This window comes from Desertibaculum subflavum (genome assembly GCA_003576705.1).
Taxonomy (GTDB): Bacteria; Pseudomonadota; Alphaproteobacteria; order Ferrovibrionales; family Ferrovibrionaceae; genus Desertibaculum; species Desertibaculum subflavum.
Window position 1 is genome coordinate 1 of record QOZS01000053.1, and the last position, 14,846, is coordinate 14,846.

At 68.7% G+C, this 14,846-nt stretch carries 11 protein-coding genes; 1 reads left to right on the forward strand and 10 read right to left on the reverse strand.

What is annotated here, in order from left to right; all coding sequences use genetic code 11:
- Positions 1–123 precede the first annotated feature (123 nt).
- Positions 124–2,490 carry a tetratricopeptide repeat protein gene (locus DT074_RS22280; RefSeq protein ID WP_368744846.1) on the forward strand — a complete coding sequence of 789 codons (2,367 nt, stop codon included), beginning with the start codon at positions 124–126 and terminating at the stop codon, positions 2,488–2,490.
- Positions 2,491–2,752: 262 nt separating this feature from the next.
- Here DT074_RS22280 and DT074_RS22285 read toward each other — a convergent pair whose 3' ends face one another.
- The 10 genes from DT074_RS22285 to DT074_RS22330 all read right to left on the reverse strand — a co-directional run bounded on the left by DT074_RS22285 (position 2,753) and on the right by DT074_RS22330 (position 14,846).
- Entirely contained in the window at positions 2,753–4,171 is a 1,419-nt protein-coding gene (locus tag DT074_RS22285; RefSeq protein WP_119422073.1) for a pentapeptide repeat-containing protein, read from the reverse strand.
- Between the two features lie 234 nt (positions 4,172–4,405).
- On the reverse strand, positions 4,406–5,815 hold the full coding sequence (locus DT074_RS22290) for a hypothetical protein (RefSeq protein WP_119422074.1): 1,410 nt from the start codon (positions 5,813–5,815) through the stop codon (positions 4,406–4,408).
- A gap of 152 nt (positions 5,816–5,967) precedes the next feature.
- Positions 5,968–7,377, reverse strand: coding sequence for a pentapeptide repeat-containing protein (locus DT074_RS22295; protein ID WP_119422075.1), 1,410 nt, complete (start codon positions 7,375–7,377; stop codon positions 5,968–5,970).
- A 69-nt stretch (positions 7,378–7,446) separates the two neighbouring features.
- Positions 7,447–8,859, reverse strand: a complete 1,413-nt coding sequence (locus tag DT074_RS22300; RefSeq protein WP_119422076.1) for a hypothetical protein — start codon at positions 8,857–8,859, stop codon at positions 7,447–7,449.
- 62 nt (positions 8,860–8,921) lie between these two features.
- A complete protein-coding gene (locus tag DT074_RS28200; protein WP_162915104.1) occupies positions 8,922–9,080 on the reverse strand; it encodes a hypothetical protein in 159 nt (52 codons plus the stop codon).
- A 371-nt stretch (positions 9,081–9,451) separates the two neighbouring features.
- A complete protein-coding gene (locus tag DT074_RS22310) occupies positions 9,452–10,609 on the reverse strand; it encodes an ABC transporter substrate-binding protein (RefSeq protein ID WP_119422078.1) in 1,158 nt (385 codons plus the stop codon).
- 39 nt (positions 10,610–10,648) lie between these two features.
- The gene (locus tag DT074_RS22315) at positions 10,649–11,476 is read right to left on the reverse strand and encodes an ABC transporter permease (RefSeq protein ID WP_119422079.1); all 828 of its coding nucleotides are present in this window, start codon (positions 11,474–11,476) and stop codon (positions 10,649–10,651) included.
- 3 nt (positions 11,477–11,479) lie between these two features.
- Complete coding sequence (locus DT074_RS22320; RefSeq protein ID WP_119422080.1) at positions 11,480–12,343, reverse strand: ABC transporter permease; 864 nt, start codon at positions 12,341–12,343, stop codon at positions 11,480–11,482.
- On the reverse strand, positions 12,340–13,449 hold the full coding sequence (locus DT074_RS22325; RefSeq protein WP_119422081.1) for an ABC transporter ATP-binding protein: 1,110 nt from the start codon (positions 13,447–13,449) through the stop codon (positions 12,340–12,342). Before DT074_RS22325 ends, DT074_RS22320 begins: the two co-directional genes overlap by 4 nt.
- Positions 13,446–14,846, reverse strand: a complete 1,401-nt coding sequence (locus DT074_RS22330; protein WP_119422082.1) for an FAD-dependent oxidoreductase — start codon at positions 14,844–14,846, stop codon at positions 13,446–13,448. Before DT074_RS22330 ends, DT074_RS22325 begins: the two co-directional genes overlap by 4 nt.

Consider the following 14,846-nt stretch of genomic DNA (forward strand, 5'->3'; position numbering starts at 1 on the left):
CCCGCACCGAAATCCCCGCCGGCCGGAACCCGGCCCGCGGCCGCGCCGCCGCCTTCCGCCCCGACCCCGATCGTGCCGGCGCGGCCGGCACCCGTGCGCACGGCCGAGCGCGCGGTCACCGGCATGAGCGTCGCCGCCGAGCCGATTCCGGGCGGCGGATTGCGGCTGCGCTTCCCGTGGAAGGAGCCGGTCGCCGCCGCGGTCTACGAGCGCGGCAGCCGGCTGTGGATCGTGTTCAGCGCCCCGGCTTTGCTCGACCTCACCGGCCTCGGCGCCGGCGACCTGGTGACCGAGGCGCGGCAGGTGCCGCAGGCCGATGCCGCGGTGCTGACCTTGCGTCTGCGCCAGCGCCTGATGCCGGTGGTCGACATGCGCGACAATGCCTGGATCGTCGACCTCAAGGATCCGCGCGATGCGCCGCGCCCGGCGGCGCTGGCGGCCGTGGCGGAGCCGCATCACCCGAACGGCCCGCGGGTCATCGTCGGCACCGCCGCGGCGGCGCCGCCGCTCCGGCTGCGCGATCCCGAAATCGGCGACGAGGTCGATGTGGTGCCGATCGGCCGGGCGCCGATCGGCATGTCGATCCCGCGCGAGTATCCGCAATTCGAGCTGCTGCCGACTGTGCAGGGCATCGTGGTGCAGCCGAAGGCGGACGGCGTTGCCGTCGAGGTGACGCCGGAAGCGGTGGCGATCCGGGCCGATCGCGGTCTGCAGATCACCGGTGCCAACCAGGCCAAGGGGGTCGCGCCGGCGGGCGAGGGGGGCGTCGCCCCGATCAAGGCCGATCCGATGAAATTCCGCGCCTGGGCCGGTGCGCCGGGCGCCTATGTGCCGACGCGCCAGGCCTTGCAGCAGGCGCTCGCCAAGGTGCCGCGGGCGAAGATCGGCGAGGCGCGGCTGGAGCTTGCCCGCTTCCATCTCGCCAATGGCGAGGAGGCGGAGGCGCTGGGCGTGCTGGCGACCGCCGGCGCGGCCGATTCACGGCTGGCCGACGAGCCGCAATTCCGCCTGCTGCGCGCGGCGGCGCTGATCGAGATGGGCCGGCACGCCGCCGCCGAGGCGGAGTTGGTGCGGCCGAGCCTGGCCGCCGACCCGGAAGCCATGCTGTGGCGCGGCCTCGCCGCCGAGGGCCTGGGCGACCACGCCAAGGCGGCGCAGCTGTTGCGGCGCGGCGAGAACGTGCTGGTGCATTATCCGCCGGAGCTGCAGGGAACGTTCCGGCTGGCGATCGTCGATGCCCATCTCGGCCAGGGCAATCTCGCCTCGGCCAAGGCGGCGCTGGAACTGATCGACCCGGCGCGGCTCAATGCCCGGCAGAAGATCGAGCTGCTGTGGCGCCAGGCCCAGGCCGATCTCAAGTCCGGCGACCGCCTGGGCGCCCGGCCCAAGCTCGAACAGGTCGCCGCCTCGGCGCACCGGCCGCTGGCGGCGCGCGCGCGCTTCACCCTGATCGAGGAACAGCTGGCCGCCGGCCAGATCGAGCGCGACAAGGCGATCCAGGGCATGGACGGGCTGCGCCTCGCCTGGCGCGGCGACGATTTCGAGCCGGGCCTGCTGCGCCGCATCGGCTCGCTGATGGTTGATGGCGGCAAGTGGCGCGACGGCTTCGCCGCCTGGCGCGAGGCCGCGGCGCTGTTCGCCAAGACGCCGCAGGCCAAGCAGATCACCGACGAGCTCGCTGCCGGCTTCGAGCGGCTGTTCCTCGGCGGCGCGGCCGACAAGCTCTCGCCGGTCGAAGCGCTCGGCATCTACTACGATTTCCGCGAGCTGACGCCGACCGGCGCCAAGGGCGACGAGATGATCCGCCGCCTGGCCGACCGGCTGGCCGCGGTCGACCTGCTGCGCCAGGCCGCCGACCTGATCGAGCATCAGGTGAACTTCCGCCTGAAGGGCGAGGAGCGGGCGCGGCTGGCCACGCGGCTCGCCATCCTGCGCCTGCTCGAGCGCCAGCCGGAGAAGGCGCTGAAGGCGCTGGAGAGCACCGCCGGCCAGCCCTTGCCGCCCGAGCAGACGCTGGAGCGCAAGCTGGTCGAGGCCCGCGCGCTCGGCGATCTCGGTCGCTACGAACAGGCGCGCAAGGCCCTGGCGGAGGAAACCGCGCCGGCCGCCAACGAGGTGCGGGTCGAGCTCGCCTGGCGGGCCAAGGACTGGGCCGAGGCGGCGCGTCTTGCGGGTGCCGCCGCCGAGGCGCGGCTGCAGGCGCAGCCCAAGGGCGATGCCGATCTGCGCCGCCAGGTGCTGAAATGGGCGACCGCGCTCACTCTGCTCGGCGACGAGCCGGCGCTGGCCGGGCTGCGCGGCCGCTTCACGCCGATCTTCGAGGGCACCAAGGAGGCGCAGACCTTCCTGGTGCTGACCAGCCGGGTCGACCGTACCGACAAGGACTACCAGGCGCTGACCAAGGAGATCGCCGGCGTCGCCCAGGTCGAGGGCTTCCTCGCCGCCTATCGCGAGCGCATCAAGGCCGGCCAACTGAGCGCCATCAACTGAGGCGCGGGTCGAAAGGCGCTTGACCTAAATGAGCCCTCTCCCGTGGGGAGAGGGCGCCCGGCAGGGCGGTGAGGGGCACCGCTTCAGCGATGCGTTGCCTGCGGCAGAAGGCACATGAGCGGAGAGCGCACCCCTCATCCGCCCCTTCGCGGCACCTTCTCCCCCAAGGAGAAGGGAGTTGTCATATCGATTTCGATGGGACGCGGGGTTTCGCCACCGGCTCAAGCGGTGCCGAAGGAAGCGCTGCGCGAATGCGCCGACCCTATACCCCCGGCAGCACGTAGCCTTCCGGCAGCTTTGTATTGGCGAGCATCGCGCCGACCATCACCGCGCCGGTCAGATTGCAGCCGGTCAGGATGGCGTCGGTCAGGTCGGCGCCGGTGAAGTCGACGCCCTTCAGGTTGGCGCCCTGCAGGTTGCAGCCGCGCAGGATCGCGTTGCAGAGCCTGGCGCCGGTCAGGTTGGCCGGCCAGAACCGCCCCGTGGAGGTGCCGTCGGGCCGCTTGATCTCCACCGGGGTCAGCAGCGCGCCGGACAGGTCGGCCTGGCTCAGATCGGCATCCTGCAGGATGGCGCCGCCGAGATTGGCGCGCGTCAGGTCGGCTTCCTTCAGGTTGGCGCCGTTCAGGTTGGCCATCACCAGGATGGCGCCGCTGAAGGTCGCCGCGGTGAAGTTCGACTGGGTGAAGTTGGCGCCGCTGAAATCGATGCCGCTGAAATCGATGCGCGCGAAGTCGCGGCCCGAGAGATCGGCCTGGGCGCCTTCCGCGCCCTGGCTCGCCGCCCAGCGGCGATGGTTCTCGATCAGGCCTTGGATCTCGGTCGACAGCGTGGCGAGCGACAGCGCGATGCGCGCGCCCTGCAGGTTGGCGCGGCTGAAGTCGACCCGGGAGACGTTGGCGCCGGTCAGGTCGCAGCCTTCCAGGTTGGTGCCCTCGACCTTGGCGCCGCGCAGGTCGACGTTCTTGAGGTCGGCGGCCACCATCTCGGCCCCGGAGAGATCGGCCCCCACCATCGAGGCGCCGTCGAGCTTGGCGGCCGCCAGGTTGGCGCGGCTGAGATCGCAGCCGTCGAGCTTGGTGCCGTGCATCTTCGAGCCGGTGAGCTTGGCCCGCGTCAGCACCGCACCGGTGAGGTCGGCGCCGGACAGGTCGGCCTGGGTGAAGGTGGCCGAGTTCAGGTCGGCATTGGTCAGCTTGGCGCCGCTCAGCGTGGCGCCGGTCAGGTCGACGCCGCCCATGTCGAGGCGCGAGAAGTGCAGCGAGCCGCGGTTCGACCCGGCGCTGAGCAGCTTGCCGGCGCGCAGGTCCACATCCGGCAGCTTGGCACCGCGCAGATTGGCCTGCCGCAGCACGGTGCCGCGCAGGTCGGCGCCGACGAAGGAGGCGAAGCTGAGATTGGCGCGCGCCAGGTTGCAGGAGAACAGGTCGCACTTGTCGAGCACCGCGCCCTGCAGGTTGGCGCCTTCCAGATTGGCGCCGGCGAGCTTGGCCCCGGTAAGGTTGATGCCGGGCAGCACCGCGCCGGCCAGGTTTTGCAGGGTCAGGTCGGCCGGAACGCCGCCGCGGCGCCGCACATACAGCTCGTGCAGCTGCAGGATGCGCTGGATTTCCGCCGGCGTTTTCTGGTTGCGGGCGCTCGGCCGAGAATTGAAGCCGCCCTGACTCTGAGGTTCCGCCATCGTCACCGATCCCTTGCGGGAGCGATACTGCCGCCGGGTGGTTGACGAAGTGTGTGCACGGGCGCCGGCTCCGAGGGCCGTCCGCGGGAGGTATTCTAGCGAACCTTGGCACGTCGGGATGCATCCCAATTCGTCGTGCCCGGGCTTGGCCCGGGCATCCACGGCTTTCCGCTGCGCTGCCGCAACCGCGTGGATGGCCGGGTCAAAGCCCGGCCATGACGTTTAGAAGGCGGCTTACGACGCCCCGGCCAGCAGGCGGGCGATCAGCAGGCGGGCCGGCGGCAGCAGGCCGGAGGCCTGGATGGCGCCGGCGGTATCGGCAAGGCCGGTGCGGGTGGTGACCGGCAGGTCGCGCAGCGCATCCACCATCAAGGTCGCGACGGCGCGCTTGCGGGCATCGCCGTAGACGGTCGGCTCGTACTCGATCAGCGCCTTGTAGCGCTCCTCGGGCTTGCCCTTGGGCGGCTTGATGTCGCCGATGCCGCCCGGCACGTCGAGCTTGGCCCAGCGCTTGACCAGGCCCTCGACGATGCCGCCGCCGCCGATGAAGATGCCCTCGGCCTCGTGCTTCAGCTTGTCGGTCACCTGGTTCAGCACGCGCAGCATGTCGCTCTCGTTGCCGCGGTTGAGCGGCTGGTCGCCGGCGAGCTCGCGGCGCACGCGGGCGATCAGCACGGCGCGGATCTCCGGGCAGGGCTGATCGGCCAGCAGCTGGCGCAAGCCGGCGAACCAGGGGGGCGCCGCCACCGGGTCAGTGGCGAGCTGGCCGCGCGCCAGATCGGTCAGGGTGACCAGGGCCGAGCCGAGATCGGGCTGCCGGCCCAGCATGTCCTGCACCAGAGTGCCGGAGCCGAGGCAGTCGGAGATGATCTCGTCGATCAGCGCCTGGGCGGCCGGCGTGGTGGCGCCGGCGCGCCATTCCAGCACCGCCTGCGCGCGCTCGCCCAAACTTGCCATCGGTTCCAGGGTGCGGCTCAAAGTGTGGCGCACATAGAACATCTGGTCGACCGGGTCGGTGACCAGCCGCTGGCAGGCCGGGATCAGCTGGTCCAGGCCGCCTTCGCCGAGCCGGGGAATGCCGCGCATCGACATGGCGTCGCGCGCCTTGCCCGAGGCGGCGGCGATCAGCTCCTCCAGCACCCCGCTGCACATCGGCAGCGCCAGGCCGGTCTGGTCGGCGCGCGCCTGGGCGATCTTGTAGGCGGCGGCGACGCGGAGCGAGCCCATGCTGTCGAGCTTCTTGCCATAGCGGTAGTTGTGCAGCAGCTCGGTCGCCGTGATCCCCATCTGGTCGAGGAAGCTGCGGAGCAGCTGGCTGATGGCGCGGCGCGAGCGCCCGCCATAGAGATCCTCCAGCGTGTCGCACCAGGCATCCTGGTCGTCGGTGGCGCTGACGCGCAGGATCGGCTTGCCCTGGGGCGGCCGGCTCTGCTCGAAGACCGGCGTCTCGAACACGATGTCGCCCGGGCTCGAGCGCGCGCGCGTGACGCGTACCGCCTCGATGCCGTCGAGCTTGAGGAACATGCGGGCGACGTCGATCGCCTCGGCCTCCGCCTCGCGCAGGCACTCGATCAGCCAGCGTCCTTCCCGAAGCGCTGCCACTTCGTAGTGGATCTGCCGGTTCGGCACCGCTTTCTGCAGCAAGGCGTCTGTCCGTCCCTGGATGGAGCGGGGGAGCGTAGGGGCAGGGGGCTTAAATGGGGGTTAACCCTCGGCCGAATGGCGTCATCGACCGGTGCGGATGGGCGGCCATCTCTCGGCTCGAGGCTGGCTCCGGCTGCAACGAAACGAGATGGTCAGACGGCCGGCGGCGCGTAGCCTTCCGGCAGCTTAGTGTTGGCGAGCATCGCGCCCGCCAGTACGGCGCCGGTCAGATCGGCGCCGGTCAGGATGGCATCGGTGAGATCCGCGCCGGAGAAGTCGACGTTCGTCAGATTGGCGCCCTGCAGGTTGCAGCCGCGCAGGACCGCATTGCAGAGCCTGGCGCCGGTCAGGTTGGCCGGCCAGATGCGACCGGTCGAGGTGCCGTCGGGCCGCTTAATCTCGACCGGCGTGATCATCGCGCCCGACAGATCGGCCTGGGTCAGATCGGCTTCCTGCAGAATGGCGCCGCCGAGATTGGCGCTGGTGAGGTCGGCTTCCTTCAGGTCGGCGCCGTGCAGGTTTGCCATCACCAGAACTGCGCTGCTGAACGTCGCGGCCGTCAGTATCGACCGGGAGAAGATGGCGCCGCTTAAATCGATCCCGGCGAGATCGATGCGGGCGAAGTCGCGGCCCGAGAGATCAGCCTGAGCACCTTCGCGGCCCTGGCTCGCCGCCCAGCGGCGATGCTTCTCGATCAGCCGCTGGACCTCAGCGGAGAGCGTGGCAAGTGAAAACGCAATCCGGGCGCCCTGCAGATTGGTGCGGGAGAAATCGACCTGTGCGACATTGGCGCGGGTCAGGTCACAGCCTTCGAGGTTCGCGCCTTCCACCTTTGCGCCGCGCAGGTTGACATTGCGCAGGTCGGCGGCGACCAGCGTGGCGCCGGTGAGGTCGGCGCCGTCCAGCGAGGCCCCTTCGAGCTTGGCGGCCGCGAGGTCGGCGCGCGACAAGTCGCAATTGTCGAGCCTGGCGCCGGTCATCTTCGAGCCGGCGATCCGGGCGCGCGCCAGGATGGCGCCGGAAAGGTCGGCGCCCGACAGGTCGGCCTGGGTCAGGTTGGCTTCGCCGAGATCGGCATTGGTCAATGTGGCGCCGCTGAGGATCGCGCCCGTCAGATCTACGCCGCCCATATCGGCGCGAGCGAAGTTCAGCGCCGACTGCGACTCGTCGGCGGCACGCAGCAGCTTGCCGGCCCGCAAGTCCACGTTTGGCAGGCGCGCGCCGCGCAGGTTGGCCTGGCGCAGCACGGTGCCGCGCAGATCGGCGCCGACGAAGGAGGCGAAGCTGAGATTGGCACGCGCCATGTTGCAGGAGAACAGGTCGCACTTGTCGAGCACCGCGCCCTGCAGGTTGGCGCCTTCCAGGTTGGCGCCGGCGAGCTTGGCCCCGGTCAAGTTCGCGCCCGGCAGCATGGCGCCGGCCAGGTCTTGCAGCGTAAGGTCGGCGGGCACGCCGCCGCGGCGCCGTAGATAGAGGTCATGCAGCTGCAGGATTCGGTGAATCTCAGCCGGTGTCTTCTGCTTGCGCTGGGGCGCTCCCCCCTGGGGCAATGCCTCTGCCATGGGTCTATCCGTCGGTCGCAGCGCGTAGCGGGAGGCGCGGGTCAAGGAAGCGTGCAGCGGCCATGGGGTTCACGCCATCCCTGCGGTCAGCTCGCGCGCCAGAAGGTTGCGCGCCGGCAGGGGGATTCCCATCTTGCGGATGACCGGCGCGGCGCTGCTCAATTGCTTGCGCACCGAGGCTGGCATCTCGCGCACCGCGTCGACCATCAGCGTGGCGATGGCCCACTTCCGCGCGTCGCCGTATTCCGACTTCTCCATCTCGAAAAGCGACTTGAAGCGCTCCATCGGCCGGCCCGTGGGGACCTTGAATCCGCCAAGGCCGCCCCGCACCTCCAGGGTCGACCAGCGCTTGATCAGGCCTTCGACCATGCCGGTGCCGCCGACGAAGATGCCTTCGGCCTCGCTCTTCAGCTTGCCGGTGATGTTGTTGAGCGCGCGCAAGAGGTCGTCGCCCGTGCTGAGGCTGATCGGCCGGTCGCTCAACAGCTCGCGGCGCACCCGGGCGATCAGCGCTTCGCGAATCTCAGGGGCGGGCCACTCGGCGATCAGCTGCTTGATATGAGCGAACGCGAGGGGCGAGCTGTCCGGCTCGACCGGTTTGAGATTGCGGGCCAGCTCGATCAGCGTGACCAGCGTCATGCCGGGATCGGGCTGGCGGCCGAGCAGGCGCTTGATGACGAAGAGGGAGCCGAGGCAGTCGGCAACCAGCGCATCGACCAGCGCCTGGCCGCCTGGCGTGCGGGCGCGGTCGCGCCATTTCAGAATTTCTTCGAGACGTTCGAACAGGCCGAGCTCGCTTTCCAGCGCTCGTGCAGCGGCGAGCCGGGCGCGGAACGTCTGCTCGGCCGGATCGCCGGTGGACTGGGCGCAGGCTGCCACCAGCTGGTCGGGCCCGGCGTCGCCCATTGACGGCAAACCCTGCTGCGTGCTGGCGATGCGTGCCTTCTCGGTCGCCGCCGCGATCAGGGCGTCGAGATTCTGGCGGCAGGTCGCCGCATCGCTCCCGGTCGCCTCGGCGCGGGCCCGCGCCATGGTGAAGACCACGCCGGCGCGCAGTGCCGGCATCTCCAGCAGCGCCCGGCCGCAATTGTAGTCGTGCAGCAACTCGGTCGGGGTGACGCCGTACTCGTCGAGGTAGCTGCGCAGCAGCTGGCCGATGGCGCGGCGCGAACGGGCGCCGTAGAGATCCTCGAGCGTCGTGCACCAGCAATTGGCGTCGTCGGTGCTGTCGGCGCGCAAGGACTGCGTGCCGGGCTCCGCCAGGGCCTGTTCGAAAACCGGGGTTTCGGTGACGAACCCGTTCGGCGTGAGCCGCGCGCGGGTGACGCGCACCGCCTGCACCCCTTTCTGCGCCAGCAGAGCGCGAGCTTCGTTCACAGCTTCGCCCTGCATGTCGCGCATGCATTCGATCAGCCACCGACCGCCCCGCATGGTCGCCACTTCGAAGTGGGTGGCCCTGTTCTGAATCGGCTTCGGCAGCACAGCGTTGCTCCCGCGTAGTCGATACGGCTACAGAAGCTTGCAGAACCAAACCTAACGCGGGGTTAATCTAGGGCGGCAATCGGCGCGAAATGGTCGGCCAGGCGCCGAACATGGCGATCGTTGTGCAGCAACTCGGTCGAGTTGATGCCCATCTGGTCGAGCAAACTGCGCAAGAACTGCCTTGTGGCGCGGCGCCAGCGCCCGCCATTGAGGTGCTCCAAGGTGTCCCGCCAGGCGTGTTGGTCGTCGACGTCTCGAACACGATGTCGCCCGGGCTCGAGCGCGCACGGGTGAAGCGCACCGCCTCGAAGCCGTCGAGCTTGAGGAACATGGGGGCGACGTCGGTCGCCTCGGCCTCCGCCTCGCACAGGCACTCGATCAGCCAGCGACCCTCGCGAAGTGCCGCCACCTCGTAGTGGACCTGTCGGTTCGGTACTGCCTTCTGCAGCTGGGCGTCTGTCCGTCCCTGAATGAAGCAGGGGGTAGGGGTGGGGGCTCAAATGGGGGTTAACCCTCGGGCCACTGGGTCCTACCGGATCGACCGCGAGCGACGCGGCCCGCCCCGATCGACCGGGGGCGGGCCGCGCTGCCATCAGGCTGCCAGAAACTCGTTCCACTTCTCCGTGTAGTACTCCTGGTTCTTGGGCCGGGTGTTCCAGGCCAGCACATTGCGCGTCCGCTCGTCGATCGAGCCACCCTCGCGGGCGCCGCCGCCATACCAATCGTGAACCTGCTCGGCGCTCAGGTACTTGCGATAGCTCTCGACGGGCGAGAAGAACCCGAGCTTCGACTGCTCGGCGCCGGCATAGCCTTCGAGCCAGAAGTTGAGCCACTCATAGGCGAGATCGGTGTTCTTGCAGGTATGCGAGATGCAGCTGCCGACGGTCCAGGCGCGATAGCCTTCCTTGGCAACCGCGTACTTGCAGGGCACGCCCTTCTTGCGCACCTCGACGACGGTCGGCCACCAGGCATCGGCGATCCACACCTCGCCGGAGGCCATGAGGTTGACCAGCTCGCCGAAAGCCTTCCACAAGGCGCGGAAATGGCCTTCCTTCTTCTTCTCCTTCAGGAAGTCCACGACCGTGTCGACTTCCTTCTCCGTCAGATTGGCGACATCGGCCGGATTGATCAGGCCGAGCGCCTTCATGCCGAGCGCGGCGTCCAGCATGCCGAGCCAGTCGATGCCGTAGATCGAGACCTTGCCGCGCCATTTCGGGTTGAACAGCTCGCCCCAGGAGAGGGAGTTGTTCTCAGCCGGCACCTTCTCGGGATTGTAGCCGATCGAATCGAGCTGATACATGTACGGGACGAATTTCACCTGCGTCCGTGCCTGGTCGACATACATGATGCGGCCGGGATTGTCGCCGAAGCCATAGGTCAGGTCCGGCGCCGCGCGACCGTCGCGCAGCAGCGGATGCAGCGTGTTCCAGTTGGGCAGGCGCTTGGTGTCGATCGGCACGATCAGCTTTTCTTCCCAGGCGTGCTTCATGAAGGCGGCGTCGGTCTCCAGCGTGTCGACCGGCGCGGTGCGGATGCGATCGACGCGGGCCTGCGACGACGCATTGACCCATGGCTTGATGGTGCAGCCGGTGCGCTTCTGGAACTCGTTCACGATCGGATCGCGCAGGTTGTAGGTCGCCCCTACGACATAGAGCTCCTTGCCCTGGGCAAAGACCGGCATCGGCGGGGCGGCGAGCGCGGTCATTCCGGCGGCGCCGGTGCGCAGCAAGTCACGACGATTCATCAACATCTGTGCCTCTCCTTCGTTATGTCTGGGACCGGCGCGAGGTCATCGCACGGATCCACGTGTCAGACGTCGGACCAACAGGATGAGCATGGCCGAGCAGCCGACGGCCAGAAGCGAGAAGAACGTCGTCGCCGTGCCGATCGCATAGAGCGTCGGCGTCAGCTGACGATCGAATTGCGCCAGCACCGATAGCGGCAGGGTCAGGTTGATGCCGGTGGTGAACAGGCTGCGCGCGAACTCGTCGTAGGACAAAGTGAAGCCGAACAGCGCGGCGCCGATGATGCCGGGCAGCACGAGGGGGAAGGTGACGCGGCGGAATGCCGTCCAACGGTTGGCGCCGAGGGTCAGTGCCGCTTCCTCCAGCTTGCGGTCGAAGCGGTTGAACACTGCGAGCAGGGTCAGGAAGCCGAACGGCAAGGTCCAGGCGACGTGCACCAGATAGGCGGATGTCCACAGCGAGAGCTGCCAGTCCATTATGCGGGCGACGATGGCGACGCCGAACCCCACCAGCAGGCCCGGCGCCATGATGCCGAGCAGGATCAGGTAGAAGAAGATGTTGTAGCCGCGGAAACGCGCCCGCATCGCCTGCACGGCGGCGAGCGCCAGCACGGCGGTGGTCACCGAGCAGGCAAGCGCCAGCGCGAGCGAGCGGCCGATCGGCGGCTTGAAGTCGCTGAGCGCGGAGGCAAACAGCAGTTCCCGGTACCAGTGCAGCGAGACGCTGTTCATCGGGAACGTCGTGCCACCATCCGGCCCGCTGAAGGACAGCACGCTGAGCGTGAGAATGGGCAGCCATTGATAGGCGAGAAAGCCGATCGTCACCGCGCCCAAGATCCATTTGGTCAGTCGGGCGCGGGTCTGCCAGTGCATGGCCTACTCCCCCAGCCGGCGTATATCGACCACGCGCAACGCAACGACGACGCCGACCAGCATCGACAGCATGAGCATGACGCCGACCACGGCGGCATAGCGGAGCTGTCCGCTGTCATAGAACAGCAGAACCAGATTCCCGAGCAATGCCTGCTTGTTGCCGCCGATCGCGGCGACGGTGGCGAAGTCCGCCATCACGTTGAGGAATACCAGCACCTGACCGATGATCACGCCGGGCAGGGTGAGCGGAAACACGATGCGCCAGAATACGACGATCGGCGGCGCCTTCAGGCACATCGCCGCCTCGCGGAGCTGGTTCGGCACGTTGCGCAGCATGTAGACGACCGGCCCCGCCGCCAGCAGCGTGTAGAGCGACACCTGCGCCATGCTGATTCCGGTGCGGGAATACAGGAAGATTTCGACCGGCGCGTCGGTGAGACCAAGGAACATCAGGGCCTGGTTGATCACCCCGTTGACGCCGAGAAATGGAATCCAGGCGATCGAACGGATCACGGCGCTGGTCCAGAACGGAATCACCAGGATCAGGAACAGCGTCAGCCTGACACTGTTGCGCGTCACCATCACCGCCAGGAAATAGGCGATGCAATAGCCAAGCACGCCGGTGATGGCCATTATCTTGGCGGCCTGCAGCGCGGTTTCGCCGATCAGCCCGACATAGGTCTCGTTGCGAAAGAACCGCGCATAGTTGTCGAGGACCAGGTGATTTTCCCAGGTGAAGCGTCGGCCGCCCCAGAACGAGACCCAGAGGATGAGCATCGAGGGCACCACGACCGCGGCGGTCATCCACAACGCGGCCGGCAGCGCGAGCAGATAGGCGGCAGGCGATCGCTCGCGAATGGTGCTCATGCCGGGCCGCCGGGTTGCGTATGCAGGACGGTATCGCCGACCCGCCAGCTGAGCTCGGTCGTCGCGCCGACCGTGGTCCGCGCCGGCTCGGCACCGAACTGATCGATCTTGAGCTGCTGGCCCGACGGCAGGCGCAGCACGTAGCGACGCAGCGAGCCGAAGAACTCGATCGCCTCGCAGGTCCCGGCGAGCTGATTTTCGGCCGCGGTCGGGCCGAACTTCAGATGCTCCGCCCTGACCGAGACGGTGGCGCGCTGCCCGACGGCCGGCGCCGGCATGCCGTCCAGCGACGCGTGCACAGGGCCGGACTTGGTGTTGAGCGTCAGCGTGCTGCCCTGCACGCCCTCCACCGTTCCCTCGAACACGTTGTTGCCCTGGATGAAGCCCGCGACGAAGGGGGTGCGCGGTCGCGACAGGATCTCATCGGGCGTGCCCTGCTGTTCGATCCGGGCATGGTTCATCACCACCACGCGGTCGCCGAGCGAGAAGGCCTCGTTCTGGTCATGCGTGACCCAGATGAAGGAGATGCCGAGCTGGCGCTGCACCTGCTTCAGCTCCAGCATCACGGTCTCGCGCAGGCTGTAGTCGAGCGAGCCGATGGGCTCGTCGAGCAGCAGGATGCGCGGGCTGGTGATCAGCGCCCGGGCGAGCGCCACGCGCTGGCGCTGGCCGCCGGACAGCGTCGCGGGCTTCCGCTCGGCAAGATGGGCAATCTCGAAGCTCTGCAGGACCTCCTGCACCCGCGGGCCGATCCTCGCCTTCGGCCATTTCAGCATCTCCAGGCCGAAGCCGACCTGGCGCGCGATCGTCATATGCGGAAACAGCGCGAAATCCTGAAACATCATCGAGATGTCGCGCCGCCATGGCGGCAGATCGGCGACGCTCTTCCCGGCGATGAGGATATCGCCGGAATCGATGGCCTCGAGACCCGCCACGGAGCGCAGCGTCGTCGTCTTGCCGCAGCCGGACGGGCCGAGCAGGCAGACGAACTGCCCGCGGCTCACGCTGAGCGAGACGTCGTTCACGGCGACGAAATCGCCGTACAGCTTGCGGATACTGCGGATCTCCAGATCGAGAGGCGCGGCGGCCGCTTCGGTTCCGTTCATTGTGACGCGACCATCCTTGCCGCATTCATGCCGGCGATGCGGCCGAGCACCGTCGCCGTCAGCAGGCCGTTCCCGGAAAGATAGCCCCAGCGCGACGGCCCTGACAGGCCGCGCGCCGCACCGCCGCCGGCCAGCAGGTTCGGCAGCGGTCGGCCGTCCGGCCGCAACACCCGCGCCTCGGCATCGATCACCAGCCCGCCCTGGGTGTGAAACAGCGCCCCGGTCACTTTCACGGCCAGGAACGGTGCGCGAAGCGGCGCCTTGCCGGCGAAGTTGCGACCGAAGCGATCGCTGCCGCCGGCGGCGCGCAATGCCTCCGCCTCGGCCACCGTTCGCGCCAGCGCGTCCGGCGGAACGCCGATCTGCTCGGCCAGCGCCTCGATGCTCGCCGCCTGACGGACACCGCCGAGCGCCTTCACCTCGCGGTAGTCGGTGAAGTCGAGCGCCAGCTCTTCTCTCTGCCCGTCGTAGATGTTCCAGGCGATGCGGCCCGGCTGGCTCACCACGTCCACCGCCTGCTCGGAATAGCCGCGCACCTCGTTCGAGAACCGCTCGCCCCGCGCGTTGACCTGGATGCCGCCCTCGGTCAGCAGCGCCCAGACAATCGGGTTGCCGTGCGGATGCGCGACGGCGCCATGCCCCTGATAGGAGCCCATATCGGCAACGGTGGCGCCCAGCGCCAGGCCCCAGCGCACGGCTTCGCCGGTATTGCCGACATGACCCTGATAATCCGCGTCGGCGATCTCGGGAATGTATTCGCGCACCATGGCGCGGTTGCCGCCGAAACCGTTGCAGGCCAGGACCAGTGCCTCGCAGCCGAGCGGCTCCTCGGCCCCATCCGGCCGCTGGATGGAGACACCGGCAATCCGGCCATCCTCATGCGCGAAGAGATCCGTCACCAGCGCATTCGTGACAATGTCGATTCCCGACCGCTCCGCCGCGGCGAGCAGCGCGGCCTCGAGCTCGACCCCCGTGCGGTTCGGCGTCCCGTGCATGCGAAACTGCGTGTGGCCGGGATAGAGAAAGCCCTCGACCAGCCGGAAGGCAACGCCATGCCGCTCGGCCAGCCAGTCGATCGTGGGGCCGGAGGCGCGCGCCACCGCCATTGCCATCGCCTTGTCGAGCTGGCCCTTCGCCTTGGCGATGATGTCGGCGGCGAACTGCTCCGGCGAATCATCGATACCGAGCGATTTCTGCAGGTTCGTAAGTGCCGCGGGGATCAGACCGGTCGACAGCGCCGTGCTGCCGCTTGGCCGATCGTCGCGTTCCAGCACGATGACCTCCGCTCCCGCCTCCTTTGCCGCCAGCGCGGCGCAGAGCCCGCAGGCGCCGGCACCGATCACCACGACCGGGACGGTGGTAGGGAATGCCGCACCTTTCGCGGCGCGGATTCCCAC